Consider the following 19,725-nt stretch of genomic DNA (forward strand, 5'->3'; position numbering starts at 1 on the left):
CATGAAGGGTACCGTTTTAGAAAAAATTGTTGCCGATAAGGCCATCTGGGTTGCCGAACGTAAGCAACAACAGCCGCTGGAAACATTCCGGGAGACACTGACACCTTCTTCCCGCAATTTTTATCAGGCTCTGCAGCGTGACAAAAGCGCGTTTATTCTGGAATGTAAAAAAGCGTCGCCGTCGAGGGGATTGATCCGCGAAGATTTTGACCCGGCCACCATCGCCGGCGTTTACCGTCAGTATGCGTCCGCGGTGTCCGTGCTGACCGACGAGAAATATTTCCAGGGCAGCTTCGATTTCCTGCCGATCGTCAGTCAGGCCATTACCCAGCCGGTATTGTGCAAAGACTTTATTATTGACCCTTATCAGATCTACCTGGCCCGTCACTATCAGGCGGATGCCATATTACTGATGTTATCGGTGCTGGACGACCAGCAGTACCGTGAGCTGGCCGATGTCGCGCACTCCCTGAATATGGGGATCCTGACCGAGGTCAGTAATCAGGAAGAGCTTGAACGCGCACGGGTACTGAAGCCCCGGGTGGCCGGGATCAATAACCGCGACCTGCGCGACCTGTCGATTGACCTGGATAAAACCCGTCAGCTGGCCCCGCAACTGCCTGAAGACGCTATCGTTATCAGTGAGTCCGGTATCTACGACTACGCCCAAATTCGTGAATTACGGCAGTATGCCGGGGGCTTCCTGATCGGGTCGTCACTGATGTCGGAAGATAATCTCGACATGGCGGTACGTCGCGTCCTGACCGGCGATAATAAGGTCTGTGGCCTGACACGGCCTGAAGATGTGCAAGCGGCCTATACTCAGGGCGCCGTCTACGGCGGATTGATTTTTGCGAACGGTTCACCGCGCCAGGTCACCGAAGCCCGGGCTGCAGAGCTGACCCGTGCAGCACCACTGAAATTCGTCGGCGTTTTCCGTGATGATACCCCGGAACAGATCGCCGGGATCGCCCGCCGTCTGGGGCTGAGTGCTGTACAGCTGCACGGTGACGAAGATGCAGACCTGATAGCCCGCCTGCGCCAGCAACTGCCGGATGACGTAGCCATCTGGAAAGCGTTCAGCATCAGTGATCATTTACCGGCACGCGACCTGCCCTGTGTGGACCGTTATCTGTTTGATCAGGGTAACGGTGGCAGCGGTCAGTGCTTCGACTGGTCCTTACTGAAAGGCCAGGATCTGCGCAATGTTATGCTGGCCGGCGGCATCTCCCCTGAGAACTGTGCCGCGGCCGCGGATACCGGTTGTGCCGGTCTGGATATGAATTCAGGCGTCGAACGTGCCCCCGGTATCAAAGATACGGATAAACTGGCAGACGTATTCCGGCAATTACGGGCTTACTAAATAAAGACTCGTCATTCTGACGACACAGGAAATTGAGTTATGACGTTACTGAACCCTTATTTTGGCGAATTTGGCGGAATGTATGTTCCGCAGATCCTGATGCCGGCGCTTAGCCAGCTTGAAGAAGCCTTTGTCAGCGCCCAGCGTGACCCGGAATTTCAGGCCGAATTCACCGGATTACTGAAGAATTATGCCGGTCGTCCGACCGCGCTGACGCTGTGTCGTAATCTGACCCGCGGCACACGTACCCGCCTTTACCTGAAACGCGAAGATCTGCTACACGGCGGCGCTCATAAAACTAACCAGGTCCTCGGTCAGGCGCTGCTGGCAAAACGGATGGGTAAAAACGAAATCATCGCCGAAACCGGCGCCGGACAGCATGGTGTCGCCTCGGCACTGGCCTGCGCCCTGCTGGGGATGAAATGCCGTATTTATATGGGGGCGAAAGACGTGGAACGTCAGTCTCCGAACGTTTTCCGTATGCGCCTGATGGGTGCTGAAGTGATCCCGGTTCATAGCGGGTCAGCCACGCTGAAAGATGCCTGTAATGAAGCATTACGTGACTGGTCAGGCAGCTACGAGACGGCTCATTATATGCTGGGCACCGCCGCCGGCCCGCACCCTTACCCGACCATTGTGCGCGAGTTTCAGCGGATGATCGGTGAAGAAACCCGTGTCCAGATCCAGGAGCAGGAAGGACGTCTGCCGGATGCGGTCATTGCCTGTGTCGGCGGCGGATCTAACGCCATTGGCATGTTTGCCGATTTCATTGATGAAACGTCCGTCGGTCTGATTGGCGTTGAACCCGCCGGTCTTGGGATTGAATCCGGTCAGCATGGCGCCCCGCTGAAGTACGGGAAAACCGGAATTTATTTCGGGATGAAAGCCCCGATGATGCAGACCGACGACGGCCAGATAGAGGAGTCTTATTCTATTTCTGCCGGACTGGACTTTCCATCAGTCGGTCCGCAACACGCCTGGCTGAACAGTATTGGTCGCGCGGAGTATGTGTCTGTTACCGATGATGAAGCTATTGAGGCATTTAAAGAATTATCACGCCACGAAGGGATTATTCCAGCCCTGGAGTCTTCGCACGCACTCGCCCATGCCCTGAAAATGGCCAGAGAAAATCCGGAAAAAGAGCAATTACTGGTGGTGAATCTTTCCGGACGTGGCGACAAAGACATTTTTACTGTGCAAGACATTCTGAAGCAGCGTGGAGAATTCTGATGGACCGTTATTCTGAACTTTTTAAGCGACTTTCCGCACAAGGCGAAGGGGCCTTTGTCCCCTTTGTCACGCTGGGTGACCCTTCCTTTGAGTCTTCTCTGGAAATTATCGATGCCCTGGTCGCGGGCGGAGCGGATGCTCTGGAACTGGGCTTTCCGTTTTCTGACCCGCTGGCGGACGGTCCGACTATCCAGGCCGCTAACCTGCGCGCACTCAGTGCCGGCATGAATACCGAAAAATGCTTTGCATTAATCACTCAGGTCCGCAGCAAATACCCGGATCTGCCCATCGGTTTGCTGATTTATGCCAACCTGGTGTTCCGTCCGGGCATCGATGCCTTTTATGCCCGCTGCCGCGAGGCCGGGGTGGATTCTGTGCTGGTTGCCGATGTGCCGGTCGAGGAATCACAGCCCTTCCGTCAGGCGGCTATGCGCCATGACATCGCACCGATCTTTATCTGCCCGCCAAACGCCAGTGATGATTTATTGCGTGAAATCGCTTCTCACGGGCGCGGCTATACCTACCTGCTTTCCCGCGCCGGGGTGACCGGGGCTGAGAACAGTGCATCGGTGCCTTTAGAGCATCTGATCGTAAAACTGAAAGAATACCATGCGGCCCCCCCTATCCAGGGGTTCGGTATTTCCAAAGCAGAACAGGTGCGTGAGGTGATTCAGGCTGGCGCCGCCGGCGCCATTGCCGGTTCCGCCGTGGTGAAAATTATCGAGGCCCACCAGCACGAGTCCTCCGTTATGCTGGAGAAACTCACCGGGTTTGCCAGCTCACTGAAAGCGGCGACCCGACAGAACGTGTCCTGACGTGTAAAAGGCACTCCTGTGCCTTATTACGTTTAAAATTGGTAGTTCCCGGGAATGCGGTTAAACTTACTCATACCGGAAAAACTCCGGCAGATCATCACCATGATACAGGGAGGCATTAAATGAAGTTTGCTAAAGTTTTAGCCAGTGCTGTTATGGCATCCGTGGTCGCATTATCACTCGCGGCCTGTGCGCCAACACCGACGAAAGAAGGTACCGGTGGCTATATTGATGACACAGTGATAACAACTAAAGTTAAAGCCAAACTGCTGGATACTAAAGAACTGAAATCAACTGAGATTAATGTTGAGACGTTCAAAGGCCGTGTACAGCTGAGCGGTTTTGTGTCCTCACCTCAGGTAGCCAGTCGTGCAGTCGATGTCGCACGCAGAATACCGGGTGTAACCTCCGTGGTTAATAATATGCAGATTAAGTAGCGTTCACCCGCTGCTATAAAAAAAGGCCGTCTGACGGCCTTTTTTCCGTCTGTGACCCGCCCGGGATCCTCAGAAAGTGTAACCTGCCCCCAGGAAGAAGACCCACGGGTTGATATTGGTATTGATACTTTGCTGCTCGCCTGCGGCTTTAAACCGGACTTTGGTGTCGATATTCATATACCACAGTGAGGCATTCAGCATCCAGTGCTGGTTCAGCTGATAATCCATACCGACCTGCCCTGCAACACCCCATGAATTTTTCAGGCTTAAATCCGTTAAACCGCTATCACGACCGGTATCGTTAAATTTGTTATTGAAGAAGGCGGTGTAGTTTACGCCGACACCCGCGTAAGGCTGGAATTTAGAACTGTTATCCAGGAAGTAATACTGCGCCATCAGCGTCGGCGGGAGCTGATGAACGGTGGCCAGCGTACCGGTAGGTCCCAGAGCGACTTTATGGCGGAAAGGCGTGGCTGCCAGTAACTCCACACCAATATGATCGGTCGCCATATAGGTCAATGTCAGTCCCAGCTGCGTATTATTACTGACATCGAAGCCACCCATGCCTAACACATTATCAGATCCACCGGTCGGACGTACTGTTGCACTGCCTGCCCGGATAAAGAAATCTCCGGCCTGATGTGCAGACGCCACGGCAGGTAACAGTGCAGCAATCAGTAAGCCAATTTTTCCCAGTTTCATAGCCACTCCTCTCATGAACGCGCTTTGCTTTTTTAGTTTTGAAAATATGAACAATGTCTGAATTGTCCTTTGTGGTTTCTATGTTTATCGTGATTCATGGAGAAAATCATTCGTTTCCGTCACAAAAAATCCCTGAAAAAACAAAGCCTTGATTTAGATCAAGTTTTAAGGGAGTTCTTAATGACCTTTTTTGAAGAAAAATTGTCCGGGACCGGAAAACCCGCAACGTTTTCAGCAATGCTGTGCGGGAGTACTTCAGGGGTTCTCCTGTAATGATTAGATCCGAAAGTTATGTAAGTCAGGGTGCCAGAAAGGAAGCTAAACATGTACAATCAGGCGGTTAATCCATTTGTTTCCAAAGGAGTGTTCATGTCTCTCACGGCCAGCTCGTTATACCGTGATACCGCAAATTTTTTGCGCCACCAGTCAAAAACAATCGTCCTGATTTCACTGGTCAGTGCCTTTGTTACTGTGATCCTGGGCACTGTTTTCGCTCCGGGCCCCGATGAATTGTCGGCACTGACTCAGAACAGTGACAGCACCGGGTCACTGATCAGTCTGCTGCAGGGGATGTCACCCGAACAACAAAAAATATTACTGCATAGCTCTGCCGTCAGCACACTCGCGGCGCTGATTGGCAATACGCTGTTACTGGGAGGAATGTTGATCCTGCTGCCAGCGGTGTCTGCAGGTAAACCCCTCAGTGCCCTGGCGGCCATTGGCGGATCGCTGGGCTTTCTTCCGGCATTGCTGATCCAGACGTTTCTGGTGACGCTGATAGTCCAGATCGGGTTTATGGTCCTGCTGGTGCCGGGGATCATTTTAACCATCCTTTTCGCCTTCTCCCCGGTGCTACTGAGTCAGAAACAGGCCGGTCTTATCGGCAGTATGAAACAGAGTGTCCCTTTAGCCTGGAAGAATTTTAAAGTACTGGCTCCGGCGGTGATTTGCTGGTTACTGGCGAAAGTTATCCTGATTATTCTATTTTCTTCGATGACCAGTTTGCCTGTCGCCTTCTCTTCCTTAATTGTGACTACGTTAGGCAATTTATTATCAGCTGCACTGGTTATCTATCTCTACCGTGCGTATATGCTATTACGATAATGTCTGTTTCTCATTTCCGGCTTACCCGCTAAGCCGTATTACCGGACCTGCTATGAAACAATTACTCGACTTTCTGCCCCTTGTGGTCTTTTTTGTCTTTTATAAGCTCTATAATATTTTTGTTGCCTCCGGAGCGCTGATAGCAGCAACGGCCATCGCGTTGGTTGTCAGCTGGCTGCTGTACCGCAAACTGGAAAAAATGACCATTATCACCTTTGTGCTGGTCACCGTCTTCGGGTCCCTGACGCTGATCTTCCATAACGATGATTTTATAAAATGGAAAGTGACGGTTATCTACACCCTGTTTGCCGCAGCACTGCTGTTCAGTCAGTGGTGGATGGAAACCCCGCTTATTCAGTCCATGCTGGGTAAAGAACTGGTGCTACCTTCTGCGGTCTGGCGCCGGTTAAATATTGCCTGGGCTCTGTTTTTCTTTATCTGTGGCCTGATTAATATTTATGTGGCTTTCTGGCTGCCTGAATCGCTGTGGGTGAATTTCAAGGTATTCGGCCTGACAGCACTGACATTACTGTTTACGCTGATTAGCGGATTGTATATCTGGCGCCACCTGCCTCGTGAAGAAAAATAACCGGGCCTTGCAGGCCACAGGATAAAAGAGAAAAGTATGACCGATACACTTAGACAGCCACAGGGTGAAATGGTATTGCGTACCCTGGCCATGCCTTCAGATACCAATCCTAATGGTGATATTTTTGGTGGCTGGCTGATGTCACAGATGGATATGGGCGGAGCCATACTGGCGAAAGAGATCGCTAATGGCCGGGTAGTCACCGTACGCGTTGACGGAATGACCTTTATGAAACCCGTTGCTATCGGTGATGTGGTGAGTTGTCATGCCCATTGTATTCGCACCGGTAACAGCTCAATCACCGTTAACGTCGAAGTCTGGGTAAAGAAAGTTTCTTCAGAGCCTATCGGTAAGAGTTACTGCACCACTGAGGCTGTCTTTATCTATGTCGCGGTCGATGAGAGCGGTAAATCGCGTCCTCTGAATGAAATGATTGCCAATAAGCAGTTTCCGTAGCGCGTTATCCCTTGTCTGACAGAAGCTGTGAAAACGCCTGATAACTTCATCAGGCGTTTTTTTTGGCTCCCGGTGAGGACACCCGTTATTTCCGCGAACCCGGTTATTGAACAGAAGAGCTGCCATCAAGCTTAAACAGAATGGTCATCTTCAGACCGGTGCCCGGATTGCCGCTTTTATAGCGCCAGCGCATCATTGCCATCCTGACCTCACGGTCAAACATCATCTTCGGCTGGGAATCAATAATACGGGCGTTCACGACCCGTCCGTCATTATCGACATCGAACTGTACCTGTACACGACCTTCGAGATGGAACGCCAGTGCCCGGGCCGGATATGCCGGCAGGGAAATATTCTGTGGCTGAGGCTTACCGTCAGAGATACTGTGCTGATTCGAATTCGATTTCTGCGGAGCCGTCTGTGCTTTGGTCTGTAACGCGTTATCCTGATTCTGTGCCGCAGACGGTGCCGGTTTGGTCTCTCTCACCGGTTCACGCACCGGTTTCACTTCATGGTGAGGTTTAACGACCGGCTTCTTCACTTCATGTGGTTTTCTGACCACCGGCTTAGGTTTCACCACCGGTTTGGGTTTTTCTACCGGCACAGGTTTATCGACCTGAAGCTCTGGCCGTGGCTCCGGCGCGGGCTGTGGCGGTTCCGGCACCGGCTGCGGCGGTGTCTCAGGCTGGGGTTCGGGCTGAGGCTGTGCTTTTGCGGCTTCAGGCTGGACTTCCGGGGCAACCATAGACACATCGATCACCGCCTGTGGCGGTGGCACATTGATAACCTGATGAAATGACGCAAATAAGAGTCCTGCAATCACCGCGCCATGGAGAGCGACAGAAACCAGCATAGACAGCGGTAAACGTTTAGGAAAATCTTCGGTCAAAGTACTCATAGCCATCGCGTCAGTTCTTGAAAGTCCCCATTCTAAATGCAAATAGCAATCAGTTTCAATAAGTAATAACCATCCTGCCCCTGCCATTTTATTTGCACTGACCGCAGAGTTAGCTTAACGTTAAGGCTACAAACTGTTGCCCTGAGAGATTATCAACGTGTTATATGTCATTTATGCAGAGGATACCCTCGATTCACTGGAAAAAAGACAGTCTGTCAGACCTGCGCATCTGGCACGACTGCAGTTACTTAGGGATGAGGGGAAACTGGTTATTGCCGGACCCATGCCGGCGGTCGACAGTAATGATCCCGGGGCTGCCGGATTTACCGGTTCAACGGTGATTGCTGAATTTACTTCACTGGAAGAAGCGGAATCCTGGGCCAATGATGACCCTTATGTTGCCGCGAATGTCTACCAGAAAGTCACCGTAAAACCCTTTAAGCAGGTGTTTTAATTTAAAATAAACCCAATCAAAATCAATTGGTTGAATAAAGATAATCGGGAATAAAATAAAAAAAGTGCACAATCAGGTACACAAAATATTTTCTACCCGATTTTTATCCTTGAGGCTTTCCCCCTTAACACCATCACACACTCCCCACGAAGTATGTCACCACTCCGATCACCCTGGCATCGTCCAGTTCGTCACCTTCGATAATTCCACCGTCAGTAATAAACCGGCCGGCACCCACTATGGCGAATAACTTCTGGCCGGACACTTCCAGTAAAACGACCTTCCCGATCTTCGCCCGCAGGCCCGGCTCGGCCACGGCATAACGTTCATCCGTCGGGATAATGATTGATGATTCGGATAGTCATTTTACCACTCAAGTCTCTGAGAGCAGGCACTGTCCAAGGATTTACACTCAGTTTTTTCGTCTTTAAACTGAAGCTATCGAACAGAGTACCGGCCAACAAAAATATGACGGTCAGCATATTTGATTTTCGCTCGAAAACATTTCTTCACATGAAGAATCATGACTTCCCAATGAGTCCGTGTCGCCACGGAATGGTGTACTTATATAGAGTGAGGCGCCTTTACTGAATACCCGTTTGCCGGCGAGGTCATTGCTGGCAGGGCTTACTGCCTTGGTTCCATTTAGGAGCCGGTCGCAGGCAGATTTATTTTTTCACTGAACTGGCGTTTTGCATCATTCAGAGCCTGAACTATCAGATCTTATCTGGCAGCCTCAAATAATGCGGCATCCAACCGGATAATGCAGACTTCGGTTGTAAATCCTGACTGTCGAGCTTTCAGAATGAAAGTATGGGTGTGTATCCATTCATAGTTTTCGGACGGTTCCGGCATTATCGTCAATAGAACAGGCCTACCCTCCTTCCTGGTTATTCTGTAGAGATGATTCAGGCACCGGAACTCATCCCACAGTAATGTGAGTCGTTCCGGCTTCATGGCTATCTTCTGCATAATGATTCAACCAGATCGTACAGCGTATCTGTCTTACTGCTGTCGGTGTTGTACGTATCGTATACCTCGAACTCTGCCTTGATGAGCTTAATCCGGGCGTCAATACCTGCGGTGATTGAGCGGTACATGGCAACAAGGTTGTCTTCGGAGATTTCGGCGTCTTCCAGGAACATACGAAACTTATTGGTAATTCCGCGCCATGGAGCTAAACCCTCTCAATGGATAGGAATTATCTCAGCTATATCTGATCTGACGTATCTTCGATAATATCTTCATCAGTACGTACTTCGATCTGTGTACCATTTCTGCTATTTCATTGCATACCACACTTTATTTGGTCGCTTTTCTCACCTTGTCAGTGACATTTTTCTGCTACCTGTGTTGCTTTGCAACTATTGCGGATAACGTCTTTAATACGACTATTGGCCATCCGCTATTACGCGGATAGACAACGAACCAGCCCGGTAATTCGATTCGATGATCCTCCTATCTGGTTTTGCCATTTCTATTCCTTATTGATTGCTAAGCAACATCCGGACGGACGCTGTGTGATGCCGATATAAAATAACCGCCCGAATCAACTGCCCCCTGAGCCAGGTCCTCTACCGGACTCAGGGCATTTAATGACTATTTTATTCCTGAGTAATTACCGGAGTATTATACATACCTGATTTTTGACCCTATCAATTTGATTTTATGAAATCTATAGCATCAAATGCATAGCTCGGGCTTAGCCAATCATCACCTGCACTCCCACTACTCACATTGATAGTGATCGTATTATCACCTACCACTAGCGCACTTGATGGCACGGCGAATTGGAAGGACTGATTATTTCCGCGATAAGTTCCTACTGTGAGAGACCTGCTATCGGGCTGAGTTTTTGAACTTTGAGTTCCTTTCCACTCATTTAAAATGATAGATGGTCTGGCGCCGGCGTACGCAACTGTAATTCCAATACGCAATGTGTAATCATATACTTCATCCTCAGTGAGCGTAAACTTTATTTGCTGGGAGTTATTGATATCCTGCCACTGATAAGCAGGAAATGAAATTTCAGCTTCAGACTCACCCACCGAAAATATTCCAGGCGCCCACGTGGAGATACGAGTATCCGATGGATGCATATATGTGACCTTATTAGCATTAAGAAGGCCTGTGGGAGTACCATCCCAATCCCCAATTCTCCATAGCGCAACATCATCGGAAGGATCATTAACACTGCCACTCAAATTTAAGGTTGTAGAGTTCCCTGCTGTAATTGCAACAGTAGTGGTTAGAATTTCCAATTCGTTTTTATAAAGCTTTACAGTATAATTTCCCGGCAAGATATTTCCACACATAAAACTATTATCTGAAATATCAACATCGGTCCAGTACTGGGCATTTGAGTTTGATAATCCAACCCGGTAAGAATAGCTGGATTTTAATACTGCTCTCACAGTACCTGAAACAGTTCCCCGGCTATCTGGTGAAACCCAACCTTTAAGATTTAAACCTGAAAACCAACTCGTATCAATGCTTCCAGGTTCTGAGCCATCGGTGAATACTAATGCATACTCATTAAGAATACCAAATCGATAACCTTCCGTTTGAGACATCCCATAATTAATCATATAGGTAACTTCCTGGTCGGTATTTCCGCACTGGTTCAATAAGCAGCGATAAAATGGGCCCCCGGACATGCCCTCAGAATTGCCACGAACCACCCACAGACCTACATCATTACCGGTGGCACCAATGTGTGTCCAGTCACAGAGACGAATATTTGAGTAATGCTTAGACCTCGTCTCTCCATTTTCTAAACCAAAAATATCACCAGATTCTATTGCTCCCGTATTATTTCTAATATCTGATGGTGTCGGACCATCAGGGAGTTTAGATACTAAAGAGCGGACAATATACCGTAACTGAGCTTGCGTCTCTGGCTCACTATCTATAACTGTCCCCATATAGATTGAATCATCATTTTCCTGGCAGAGATAATAGTGTGTTAAATTTCCTGCCTGAACAGTTATTTTAATGTGGCTATCACTGACAACCTTAGCATCAATAATTACTTTATTAGTGTCTTTATACAAATAATCAAAACCTGAGTTGATTTGACTACCCCTGCTCTGATCCTGATACTCAACCCCTTTATAATTTAATGATGCGATATCACCAATTGACTGTGAATGTGAACCATTATCAGTCTTACGGACTTTAAAAGTAAGATTAGAACCATTGCTTATGGTATAAAAGTCCGTTGACTCAACCAAACCAAACTCACTCATAAATTACTCCTAAATTAAATAATCCTGAGCTCACACACAGAGTAATGAAAGCCCAAATACTTTAAAAAAACAGAAGATAGTGCATTTCAACATAAACTCATTGATTTAATAACTACCTGCCCTGTACATACAGACATAGACTTTAACCTACGCAGATGAATAAATATTATAAGCTGATCTTTTTTGTTCCAGTCAATAACACTCAGATAGTAAGATTATAACGTCATCTTTTATACTCGCATTAATATGATGTTGTATCCCGCCAGAAACAAAAGAAAGTCATTATTTCATCTTCAGGATTATGCTGCCTTACAGAATTAAACCTTATAAAATGGAAAGCATAAAGCCACCGATAATATTCGCGTAAATTTAGTTTTATCTTGCCTGGACTGGTCATGGATTAGACACTTACTGCGGTGTTAACATTGGTGTAGCTTTTGAGTAATGAGCTTTGTCATTTAGGGATACAGCTTCCTTAAGCTTCGATAAAAAAATCCCACAAGTTAAAGCCGCTTTGGGGAGTGAGATTACTACTGGCCCTGGTCGTGCTTAACTGTCGCTACACGGCCGGCTTCTGTTTTCACTTCAGTTTCAGCTATTGCATCTGCGGCTGGTTGTTCTGCTACAGATTGAACTGTGGCATTTCTCTTTCTCTCGGTTATAGTCACCCCAAATGGGGATTGAGGTGTAGGGGATACACTCGCTGCAGTTAACGCGACGCTACTATTCAAAGAAGATGTTTTAGCGTGTTGTCGATTGGTAAAGGGTGAAATTCGGGCATAAAAAAAGTGTAAAAATGGGTTATATTATTGATAACTCATATGATGCTGTGAGCAGACCTGCTATTGAACTGACTTTTCAATTTGTCTAATCCGATATCAGTGATTCATAATAAAGCCTCACCTTATAACGCCACTGCTTATTGATGAGATGGGACTTTATCGCCTGGTTACTTGGTAAGGCCGGTCATCGAGTGTAGCCATCTCCGGAACTTATACTCCTTTTCCGTAAGTAACCCGCTCTTTTCTTCCTTCTCCCGGGCACAGGCCAGCCCGCTACCTTGACGTTCTTTGCATCAGCCGCTGGGCGTTGCAGCAGAATATGCCCATAAAATTAAGACATAATTTACACCATTTTCCCTCAACCTCAGGTTTCATAAGGCAGCCACCTTATGGAAGCGATTAAGTCCATGTTAGATCAGTAACTAAAATACCTAACGATTGTCGTTCTCACTAAGATCCATCGCCGTTGTGCTGCTGCGCGGAGCAATACTACCCGGGAAAGTCAGTGTGTCACTGTAAGATTATCATCGGTGGGCTACCCCCTGTCCAACAGACTGAACCGGTAATTTCTACTCACTGATTGAGCATGTAAATTCTTTCCCTCCCTATCGGGGCTTTAAGGGGGTGTTATAGCGGGAATGTTTAACGCGGTGGTCCGCAGAGATGCAGCGTATCACGCAGGAGAAATAGCGATGTCAGACGTTGGTATGGAATGTCATCATCACGCCCGGGAGATGCAGGCACTGATATCAGATTAACTGATGCTGAATACCGCAAATCTGACCAACGACCCATGGCCGGTTAACCCGGAATCCCCGGCCGTCAGGGTGCCAGAACGTCCCTGCCACCCGGATAAAACTCAGAAGTAATGTTTATCCGTTGAAGCCGGATGAGTGAGGATAAACAGCAGGGAACTACGCTGCTTTTTGGCTAACTGATGGCGGATAGAAATAATGCGCGTATAGCGCCGTGACTGCGCTTCCAGCCAGCGTATCTTGCGGCGATTCTTCTGCCGGGCCATCCGCCACCGGGCTACTTCATTTCTGCTTCGCTTCATCGTCCCACCCTCTGCCACGTTATCACGGCATTATACGCCAATGGCCCGGCGATCCAATGACCGATTAGAAAAGGTTTCACAATAACGTAACTCAACGTAAACTCATTACACGAAAGCGTGAACCGGACTTCCACTTAATGACGACATTCTATTCCCTGCTCAACGGGTTAATATTATTTGGCTACTGGCTATTGATTGCAGGGGTTACCCTCCGGATCCTGATGAAGAGAAGAACCGTATCCTCTTCGATGGTCTGGTTGCTGATTATCTATATCCTGCCTCTGGTCGGCATTATCGCTTATCTGAGCTTCGGTGAACTCTATCTGGGTAAACGCCGTGCAGAACGCGCGAGAACGATGTGGCCCTCCACCGCCCGCTGGCTGGCGGAGTTAAGAAAGTCCTCACACATTTTCGCGACCCGGTCCAGTGATGTCGCCAGTGCGCTGTTTAAATTGTGCGAGCATCGCCACGGGATTGCCGGTGTCCGCGGTAATCAGCTTACGTTACTGACACACCCTGATGATGTGATGGCTTCGCTGGTCAAAGATATCCGCCAGGCCAGCCATAATATCGAGATGGTCTTTTATATCTGGCAGCCCGGCGGGCTGGCCGATGAAGTGGCCGAAGCCTTTATGGATGCTGCTCAGCGGGGTGTTCACTGTCGCCTGATGCTGGATTCCGCCGGTAGCCGCCAGTTTTTTAAAAGCCCGTGGCCAAAAAAACTACGCAAGGCCGGTATCGAGGTTGTCGAATCCTTACAGGTTAATCTGTTGAGGGTTTTCCTGCGACGCATGGATCTGCGGCAACACCGGAAAATCGTACTGATCGATAATTATATTGCTTATACCGGCAGTATGAACCTGGTGGACCCGCGCTTTTTCAAGCAGGATGCCGGTGTCGGCCAGTGGGTCGACCTGATGGCCCGCATGGAAGGCCCTGTGGCCATCACGCTGGGCATCGTTTACTCCTGTGACTGGGAGATAGAGACCGGTAAACGGATTTTACCTCCGCAACCGGACCAGGTCGTGATGCCGTTTGAACAAGCCAGCGGCCACATTATTCAGGTCATCGCTTCCGGACCGGGCTTTCCGGAAGATATGATCCACCAGGCGCTGCTCACTGCGATTTACTCGGCACGTGAACAACTGACCATGACCACGCCCTACTTTGTCCCCAGTGATGACCTGCTGCACGCTATCTGCACCGCAGCCCTGCGTGGTGTGGATGTTCGCCTGATCGTTCCTCAAAAGAACGATTCCATGCTGGTCGACTGGGCTAGCCGCGCATTCTTTACTGAACTGCTGGAGGCTGGCGTAAAGATTTATCAATTCTCTGACGGTCTGCTGCATACCAAAAGTGTGCTCGTCGACGGCGAACTGAGTCTGGTCGGTACCGTCAACCTGGACATGCGCAGCCTGTGGCTGAACTTTGAAGTCACGCTGGTGGTGGATGATGGCGATTTTGGTAATGATGTCGACCTGGTACAGCAGGATTATATTGAGCGTTCAACACGGCTGAGCGGTGCGGAATGGGCGAAACGCTCATACTGGCGGCGGATTCTGGAACGACTGTTTTACTTCTTTAGTCCTTTGCTGTAAAAAAGCCGCATAGACACTTTTGATAAGTACAGGCTAAATATGGATCTGAATAATCGTCTTACTGAAGATGAAACGCTGGAGCAGGCTTACGATATTTTTCTTGAGCTGGCCGGAGATAACCTGGAACCGGCAGATATCATTCTGTTTAACCTGCAGTTCGAAGAGCGTGGCAGCGCTGAATTACTGGACCCGGCTGAAGACTGGCAGGAACATGTCGATTTCGATCTGAATCCTGATTTTTTTGCTGAGGTGGTTATTGGCCTCGGTGAGACTGAAGCAGACCCTGTGACAGATATTTTTGCCCGTGTACTGCTCTGCCGTGAAAAAGATCATAAGCTGTGCCATATTCTGTGGCGTGAGTAAGGATTCTCCGGGCTGCCAGCCAATAAGCCCGCTGTCACCGCCGCTCCGCCGGCGGTGTCACCCTCCCGGTGTCATACACACTGCGCAATACCGTCCTGTTTATAGCAGTAACGCCCTCCCGTCTGTTCCGGCTATTATCCTTAAAGATTCGTGACGCCGCCGATTAAGATATAACCGGGCCGTTAACTACGTACGATACGGGAGCGGATACGTTTATTTCCTGCATCCGACGGATACGTTCGCTTTTTTCAGCCCCCCGGCAGGCACTGCGTTACTGCGCCCTGTTTACCAGTGATTTATTCAGGCTCTGTCTTTGCGGTTATTCTGCGGGTTCCGGACGGGCATGGAGGCTGACAGCCTCCGTCACCAGATTTCCGGCGCCGCAGCACCTTTATCCCGGGGAGCCATCGCTTAGCCCTCCCGAAAATGGCCGCTGGTATCGCCCTTTCGGCTGTCTGACCTGAGAAATGCCAGGGTGCGCGCTCAGGGAGGTCATGCCCGTCCCCCCGCCATCGCATGGCTTACGCAGAGCTGGGACATGAAATCGGCTGGCAGGGACTGATAACGGCCCACAAAGTCCGGGTCGCGTCAGACCCGCGGTACAGTATATGACAGGGTTTTATTCTTTCAGGATTTGGACGATTCTTCGGGGGGCGTCGTGCCGGGGATGACAGAACCGACGGTCAGGGATGGAATCATCGGGAGAAAAGAAGCCGGGTAACCCCGGCTTCCTATGAGTGTGTTGATCAGCCACCCGTCATATTAGCTCTCAGAGTGCTTCAGCTTTCAGGCAGGCTACCGTATGAGTGGCATCGCCCTGTATCTGAGGTCGCTCATTCCGGCACCGGTCCTCCGCCAGCGGACAGCGGGTACAGAAGACACAACCCCGGGGTGGATTAATCGGTGAGGGTAACTCACCCTCCAGTAACTGAATAGTTTTGTTCCTTTCCAGTTCCGGGTCCGGCAGCGGGACAGCTGACATCAGTGCCCGGGTATAGGGGTGTGCCGGTGTGGTATAGACTTTGTCATCATCACCCGTTTCAACCGCATGCCCGAGGTACATGACCATAACCTTATCGGAGATGTGTTTTACCACCGCCAGGTCATGGGCGATAAAGATTAACGCCAGCCCCATTTCCCGTTGTAGCTTTTTCAGCAGATTAACGACCTGCGCCTGGATAGACACATCCAGCGCCGACACCGGCTCATCACAGATAATCAGTTTAGGCTCCAGAATCAGCGCCCTGGCGATGCCGATCCTCTGACACTGGCCGCCAGAGAACTCATGAGGATAGCGGTTAATCATGTTCGGCAGCAGACCTACTTTCTGCATCATAGCCTGCACGCGTTCCCTGATTTCTGCGCCGGAAACCCGCGGACGCCGGCTGCGCAGCGGTTCTGCAATGATGTCACCGATGGTCATTCGCGGGTCAAGCGAGGCGAGCGGATCCTGGAAAATCATCTGGATATCCCCGCGGGCCTTTTGCCATTCTTCCGCATTCTGGCCGCTAAGTTCTTTGCCCATCCAGCAGATACTGCCTTCGGTGGCTTTCACCAGACCGATCACCGCCCGTGCCAGCGTCGATTTTCCGCAACCAGACTCCCCGACCACTCCGAGGGTTTCTCCCTGATGCAGCCGGAAACTGACACCGTCCACCGCTTTCAGTCTTTGCGGAGATTGCCAGAACCATTGCTTCTTTTGTCTGACATCAAACCAGACTTTTAACCCTTTGACTTCAAGCAGTAACGGGTTCCGGGATTCATTGGCCGTTATCATTGTACTTCCTCCACACTTCTGTGGCAGGCTCTGATCCTGCCTTCTGCACTCATGACGGCAGCCGGTGAGGTTTCACACACCGGCATCGCAAATTCACATCTCGGACGGAACGGACAGCCGGAAGGTAAATTCAGCAGGTTAGGTGGATTCCCCGGGATGGTGCGCAGTTCACTGTCCTCACGATCCAGCCGCGGCACCGCTTTCAACAGGCCACGGGTATAGGGGTGAGCAGGACGGGCAAACAGCTCATTGGCGGTGGCATACTCCATTGTGCGGCCACCGTACATCACCAGCACTTTGTCACAGCCCCCGGCGACCACACCCAGGTCATGGGTGATCAGAATGATTGAGGTCGAAAACTCCCGCTTAAGCTCATTCAGCAATGTCATGATTTGCGCCTGCACGGTGACATCCAGTGCCGTGGTCGGTTCATCGGCAATCAGCAAACGCGGCTGACACAACAATGCCATCGCAATCATGACCCGCTGACGCATGCCGCCGGAAAATTCATGGGGATACATCTTCATACGCTGGCGTGCAGCCGGTATTTTCACTGCATCCAGCATTTTTACACATTCTTCAAATGCTGTTTTATGACTCAGTCCTTTATGCAGCGTCAGCACTTCGATCAACTGCTCACCGACTTTCATATACGGATTAAGGGAAGTCATCGGGTCCTGGAAGATCATACCAATCTGTCCGGCACGCAACTGATTCAGCTGTTTCTCGGGCAGGTTCAGCAGCTCCTGGCCGCGAAATTGTGCTGACCCGGCGACTTTGCCGTTTCTGGCCAGTAAGCCCATCAGCGCGAACGCGGTCTGGGACTTACCCGAACCGGATTCGCCGACAATCCCCAGTGTTTCGCCTTCGTTCAGATCAAAGCTCAGGTTATTCACCGCGGTAACATCACCATCGTGGGTCGAGAAAGTGACCCGCAAATCTTTTACCGCCAGTAACGGCTGCGGCCGGATGTGTTCAACAGTCATTGCGGTGCTCCTTAGCGATCTTTCGGGTCGAGGGCATCACGCAGGCCATCGCCGATAAAGTTAAAACAAAACAGAGTGACCACCAGAAAGCTGGCCGGAAACAGTAATAACCACGGGGAGACTTCCATGGAGTTTGCCCCGTCACTTAACAGAGCGCCCCAGCTGCTCAGTGGCTCCTGGGTCCCCAGACCAAGGAAACTCAGGAAGGATTCAAACAGGATCATTCCTGGCACCAGCAATGAGGCATACACCACGACGACCCCCAGCACATTCGGGATAATGTGTCTGATAACAATGCCGCTGGTGGAGACTCCGGCCACCCGTGCCGCTTCGATATACTCTTTCCCTTTCAAAGCCAGCGTTTGCCCGCGGACAATACGCGCCATATCCAGCCAGGACACCATCCCGATAGCGACGAAGATCAGCAGGATATTGCGGCCAAAGAAGGTCACCAGCAGAATGACGAAAAACATGAACGGAAAGGAATTGAGGATTTCCAGAAGACGCATCATGAAGGCATCGGTTTTGCCACCGACGTAGCCGGCAATCGACCCATACAGCGTCCCGACAACCACGGCGATCGCCGCTGACGCTATCCCGACCATCAACGAGATACGCCCGCCAATCGCCACCCGCACCAACAGATCGCGGCCTGATGAGTCAGTGCCGAACCAGTGGCCGGAACTTAAATCGGGCGCAGCAGACATCATATTCCAGTCGGTATCATCATAGGCAAATGGCGATAACAGCGGCGCGAAAGTCACGAACAGAACGATCAGCAGCAGAAGAAACAGGCTGACCAGTGCCGCACGGTTATGAATAAAACGGCGACCGGCATCCTGCCACAGGCTGCGTCCTTTAATTGGGCTCTCACCCAGTAAACTTTGCGTAAGCTCTTTATTTCTTTTAAATAAAATCATGGTTAACTCCCGCCATCAGTAGCGAATTTTCGGGTCGATAACGGCATACAAAATATCGACGATGGCGTTAAAAGCAATGGTCAGCACCCCGACCAGGATCGTCAGGCTGAGTACCAGTGAATAATCGCGGTTCAGTGCACCATTCACAAACAACTGCCCGATGCCCGGCAACCCGAAAATCGACTCAATGACCATCGATCCGGTAATGATGCCCACGAAGGCTGGCCCCATATAGGACACCACCGGCAATAATGCCGGACGCAGGGCGTGACGGAAGACAATCCGGCGCATCGGCATGCCTTTGGCGCGTGCCGTACGGATATAGTCAGAATGCATCACTTCAATCATTGAACTGCGCATGATGCGGGCAATACTGGAGATATACGCCAGCGACAGGGCCAGCATCGGCAATAACACGAACTGCCATTGTCCGCCATTCCATCCCCCGCCGGGCAGCCATTTCAGGGTAATAGCGAAGATCAGGACCAGTAGCGGCGCGACAACAAAGGAAGGGATCACCACACCGGTCATCGCCACCCCCATCACAGCATAGTCCCAGAAGGTGTTTTGTCGCAGAGCAGCAATAATGCCGGCACCGATACCGCACACCATCGCAAAACAGAAGGCTGCCAGCCCCAGCGACGCAGATACCGGGAAGGCCTGGCCTATCAGATAGTTAACACTGAAATCTTTATATTTAAACGACGGTCCGAAGTCGCCGTGGGCCAGTTTGACCAGATAGTCAACATACTGTTCGCCGATAGGCTCATTCAGGTGATAACTGGCTTCGATATTCGCCATGACTTCCGGGGGGAGATTACGCTCTCCGGTAAAAGGGCTGCCCGGGGCCAGCCGCATCATAAAGAAGGAGATAGTAATTAATATAAACAGCGTCGGGATCGCCTCTGCGACCCGCCGCAAAATAAATTTCAACATGGCATTACCT

The 19,725-nt window shown here is 50.3% G+C and carries 20 protein-coding genes and 1 pseudogene; 10 read left to right on the forward strand and 11 right to left on the reverse strand.

Going from position 1 to position 19,725, the window contains the following annotated elements:
• The first annotated feature begins 1 nt into the window (after nt 1).
• The 4 genes from trpCF (at nt 2) to ABD035_RS17135 (ending at nt 3,845) form a co-directional block, all read left to right on the forward strand.
• A complete protein-coding gene (gene trpCF, locus ABD035_RS17120; RefSeq protein WP_343871320.1) occupies nt 2-1,363 on the forward strand; it encodes a bifunctional indole-3-glycerol-phosphate synthase TrpC/phosphoribosylanthranilate isomerase TrpF in 1,362 nt (453 codons plus the stop codon).
• Nucleotides 1,364-1,402: 39 nt separating this feature from the next.
• Entirely contained in the window at nt 1,403-2,593 is a 1,191-nt protein-coding gene (trpB, locus tag ABD035_RS17125; RefSeq protein WP_343871321.1) for a tryptophan synthase subunit beta, read from the forward strand.
• Nucleotides 2,593-3,408 carry a tryptophan synthase subunit alpha gene (gene trpA, locus ABD035_RS17130; RefSeq protein ID WP_343871322.1) on the forward strand — a complete coding sequence of 272 codons (816 nt, stop codon included), beginning with the start codon at nt 2,593-2,595 and terminating at the stop codon, nt 3,406-3,408. The genes trpB and trpA overlap by 1 nt, the downstream gene beginning before the upstream one ends.
• Nucleotides 3,409-3,530: 122 nt before the next feature.
• Nucleotides 3,531-3,845 (forward strand): BON domain-containing protein, encoded by a 315-nt coding sequence (locus ABD035_RS17135; protein WP_212712613.1) that lies wholly within the window; start codon nt 3,531-3,533, stop codon nt 3,843-3,845.
• Nucleotides 3,846-3,914: 69 nt separating this feature from the next.
• Here ABD035_RS17135 and ompW read toward each other — a convergent pair whose 3' ends face one another.
• Nucleotides 3,915-4,547, reverse strand: a complete 633-nt coding sequence (gene ompW, locus ABD035_RS17140) for an outer membrane protein OmpW (protein WP_212712612.1) — start codon at nt 4,545-4,547, stop codon at nt 3,915-3,917.
• A gap of 369 nt (nt 4,548-4,916) precedes the next feature.
• On the opposite strand from ompW, the gene ABD035_RS17145 reads away from it, so the two are divergent.
• Genes ABD035_RS17145 through yciA form a run of 3 tightly spaced genes read left to right on the forward strand, consistent with a single transcriptional unit; the run spans nt 4,917 to nt 6,696 of the window.
• Nucleotides 4,917-5,651, forward strand: a complete 735-nt coding sequence (locus ABD035_RS17145) for a YciC family protein (protein WP_212712611.1) — start codon at nt 4,917-4,919, stop codon at nt 5,649-5,651.
• A 52-nt stretch (nt 5,652-5,703) separates the two neighbouring features.
• Nucleotides 5,704-6,240: a septation protein A gene (locus tag ABD035_RS17150; RefSeq protein WP_343871324.1), complete on the forward strand. Its 537-nt coding sequence runs from the start codon at nt 5,704-5,706 to the stop codon at nt 6,238-6,240.
• A gap of 36 nt (nt 6,241-6,276) precedes the next feature.
• Complete coding sequence (gene yciA / locus ABD035_RS17155; RefSeq protein ID WP_343871325.1) at nt 6,277-6,696, forward strand: acyl-CoA thioester hydrolase YciA; 420 nt, start codon at nt 6,277-6,279, stop codon at nt 6,694-6,696.
• 103 nt (nt 6,697-6,799) lie between these two features.
• Here yciA and ABD035_RS17160 read toward each other — a convergent pair whose 3' ends face one another.
• Nucleotides 6,800-7,600: a TonB family protein gene (locus tag ABD035_RS17160; protein ID WP_343871326.1), complete on the reverse strand. Its 801-nt coding sequence runs from the start codon at nt 7,598-7,600 to the stop codon at nt 6,800-6,802.
• 151 nt (nt 7,601-7,751) lie between these two features.
• Here ABD035_RS17160 and ABD035_RS17165 point away from each other — a divergent pair, with 151 nt between their 5' ends.
• Nucleotides 7,752-8,048, forward strand: coding sequence for a YciI family protein (locus ABD035_RS17165; protein ID WP_343871327.1), 297 nt, complete (start codon nt 7,752-7,754; stop codon nt 8,046-8,048).
• 133 nt (nt 8,049-8,181) lie between these two features.
• On the opposite strand, the gene ABD035_RS17170 is transcribed toward ABD035_RS17165, so the two are convergent.
• The 5 genes and pseudogenes from ABD035_RS17170 to ABD035_RS17190 form a co-directional block, all read right to left on the reverse strand.
• Nucleotides 8,182-8,364, reverse strand: coding sequence for a hypothetical protein (locus ABD035_RS17170; protein ID WP_343871328.1), 183 nt, complete (start codon nt 8,362-8,364; stop codon nt 8,182-8,184).
• A gap of 225 nt (nt 8,365-8,589) precedes the next feature.
• Nucleotides 8,590-9,005: pseudogene (locus ABD035_RS17175) on the reverse strand (terminase); the annotation flags it as partial.
• 2 nt (nt 9,006-9,007) lie between these two features.
• On the reverse strand, nt 9,008-9,193 hold the full coding sequence (locus tag ABD035_RS17180; RefSeq protein ID WP_343871329.1) for a hypothetical protein: 186 nt from the start codon (nt 9,191-9,193) through the stop codon (nt 9,008-9,010).
• A gap of 510 nt (nt 9,194-9,703) precedes the next feature.
• Entirely contained in the window at nt 9,704-11,296 is a 1,593-nt protein-coding gene (locus ABD035_RS17185; protein WP_343871330.1) for a rhamnogalacturonan lyase B N-terminal domain-containing protein, read from the reverse strand.
• 1,641 nt (nt 11,297-12,937) lie between these two features.
• Nucleotides 12,938-13,135 (reverse strand): YciY family protein, encoded by a 198-nt coding sequence (locus ABD035_RS17190; RefSeq protein ID WP_212712607.1) that lies wholly within the window; start codon nt 13,133-13,135, stop codon nt 12,938-12,940.
• A gap of 137 nt (nt 13,136-13,272) precedes the next feature.
• On the opposite strand from ABD035_RS17190, the gene cls reads away from it, so the two are divergent.
• Together cls and ABD035_RS17200 are read left to right on the forward strand one after the other, a co-directional pair.
• A complete protein-coding gene (cls, locus tag ABD035_RS17195; RefSeq protein ID WP_212712606.1) occupies nt 13,273-14,733 on the forward strand; it encodes a cardiolipin synthase in 1,461 nt (486 codons plus the stop codon).
• 39 nt (nt 14,734-14,772) lie between these two features.
• Nucleotides 14,773-15,096 carry an HI1450 family dsDNA-mimic protein gene (locus ABD035_RS17200; protein WP_029990344.1) on the forward strand — a complete coding sequence of 108 codons (324 nt, stop codon included), beginning with the start codon at nt 14,773-14,775 and terminating at the stop codon, nt 15,094-15,096.
• Between the two features lie 769 nt (nt 15,097-15,865).
• On the opposite strand, the gene oppF is transcribed toward ABD035_RS17200, so the two are convergent.
• From oppF to oppB, 4 genes are read right to left on the reverse strand one after another with little or no spacing between them, the layout of a single operon-like run.
• On the reverse strand, nt 15,866-16,873 hold the full coding sequence (gene oppF / locus ABD035_RS17205) for a murein tripeptide/oligopeptide ABC transporter ATP binding protein OppF (RefSeq protein WP_212712605.1): 1,008 nt from the start codon (nt 16,871-16,873) through the stop codon (nt 15,866-15,868).
• Entirely contained in the window at nt 16,870-17,859 is a 990-nt protein-coding gene (gene oppD / locus ABD035_RS17210; protein ID WP_212712604.1) for an oligopeptide ABC transporter ATP-binding protein OppD, read from the reverse strand. Before oppD ends, oppF begins: the two co-directional genes overlap by 4 nt.
• 11 nt (nt 17,860-17,870) lie before the next feature.
• Nucleotides 17,871-18,779, reverse strand: coding sequence for an oligopeptide ABC transporter permease OppC (oppC, locus tag ABD035_RS17215; RefSeq protein WP_343871332.1), 909 nt, complete (start codon nt 18,777-18,779; stop codon nt 17,871-17,873).
• A gap of 15 nt (nt 18,780-18,794) precedes the next feature.
• Complete coding sequence (oppB, locus tag ABD035_RS17220; RefSeq protein WP_212712602.1) at nt 18,795-19,715, reverse strand: oligopeptide ABC transporter permease OppB; 921 nt, start codon at nt 19,713-19,715, stop codon at nt 18,795-18,797.
• Between the last annotated feature and the right edge of the window lie 10 nt (nt 19,716-19,725).

The sequence above is a fragment of the Tatumella terrea genome, assembly GCF_039523755.1.
Taxonomy (GTDB): domain Bacteria; phylum Pseudomonadota; class Gammaproteobacteria; order Enterobacterales; family Enterobacteriaceae; genus Tatumella; species Tatumella terrea.

Bases quoted from the DNA above. Each gene is read 5' to 3' on its own strand.
- trpCF (WP_343871320.1), top strand. From the start codon at position 2: ATGAAGGGTACCGTTTTAGAAAAAATTGTTGCCGATAAGGCCATCTGG.
- trpB (WP_343871321.1), top strand. From the start codon at position 1,403: ATGACGTTACTGAACCCTTATTTTGGCGAATTTGGCGGAATGTATGTT.
- trpA (WP_343871322.1), top strand. From the start codon at position 2,593: ATGGACCGTTATTCTGAACTTTTTAAGCGACTTTCCGCACAAGGCGAA.
- ABD035_RS17135 (WP_212712613.1), top strand. From the start codon at position 3,531: ATGAAGTTTGCTAAAGTTTTAGCCAGTGCTGTTATGGCATCCGTGGTC.
- ompW (WP_212712612.1), bottom strand. From the start codon at position 4,547: ATGAAACTGGGAAAAATTGGCTTACTGATTGCTGCACTGTTACCTGCC.
- ABD035_RS17145 (WP_212712611.1), top strand. From the start codon at position 4,917: ATGTCTCTCACGGCCAGCTCGTTATACCGTGATACCGCAAATTTTTTG.
- ABD035_RS17150 (WP_343871324.1), top strand. From the start codon at position 5,704: ATGAAACAATTACTCGACTTTCTGCCCCTTGTGGTCTTTTTTGTCTTT.
- yciA (WP_343871325.1), top strand. From the start codon at position 6,277: ATGACCGATACACTTAGACAGCCACAGGGTGAAATGGTATTGCGTACC.
- ABD035_RS17160 (WP_343871326.1), bottom strand. From the start codon at position 7,600: ATGGCTATGAGTACTTTGACCGAAGATTTTCCTAAACGTTTACCGCTG.
- ABD035_RS17180 (WP_343871329.1), bottom strand. From the start codon at position 9,193: ATGTTCCTGGAAGACGCCGAAATCTCCGAAGACAACCTTGTTGCCATG.
- ABD035_RS17185 (WP_343871330.1), bottom strand. From the start codon at position 11,296: ATGAGTGAGTTTGGTTTGGTTGAGTCAACGGACTTTTATACCATAAGC.
- ABD035_RS17190 (WP_212712607.1), bottom strand. From the start codon at position 13,135: ATGAAGCGAAGCAGAAATGAAGTAGCCCGGTGGCGGATGGCCCGGCAG.
- cls (WP_212712606.1), top strand. From the start codon at position 13,273: ATGACGACATTCTATTCCCTGCTCAACGGGTTAATATTATTTGGCTAC.
- ABD035_RS17200 (WP_029990344.1), top strand. From the start codon at position 14,773: ATGGATCTGAATAATCGTCTTACTGAAGATGAAACGCTGGAGCAGGCT.
- oppF (WP_212712605.1), bottom strand. From the start codon at position 16,873: ATGATAACGGCCAATGAATCCCGGAACCCGTTACTGCTTGAAGTCAAA.
- oppD (WP_212712604.1), bottom strand. From the start codon at position 17,859: ATGACTGTTGAACACATCCGGCCGCAGCCGTTACTGGCGGTAAAAGAT.
- oppC (WP_343871332.1), bottom strand. From the start codon at position 18,779: ATGATTTTATTTAAAAGAAATAAAGAGCTTACGCAAAGTTTACTGGGT.
- oppB (WP_212712602.1), bottom strand. From the start codon at position 19,715: ATGTTGAAATTTATTTTGCGGCGGGTCGCAGAGGCGATCCCGACGCTG.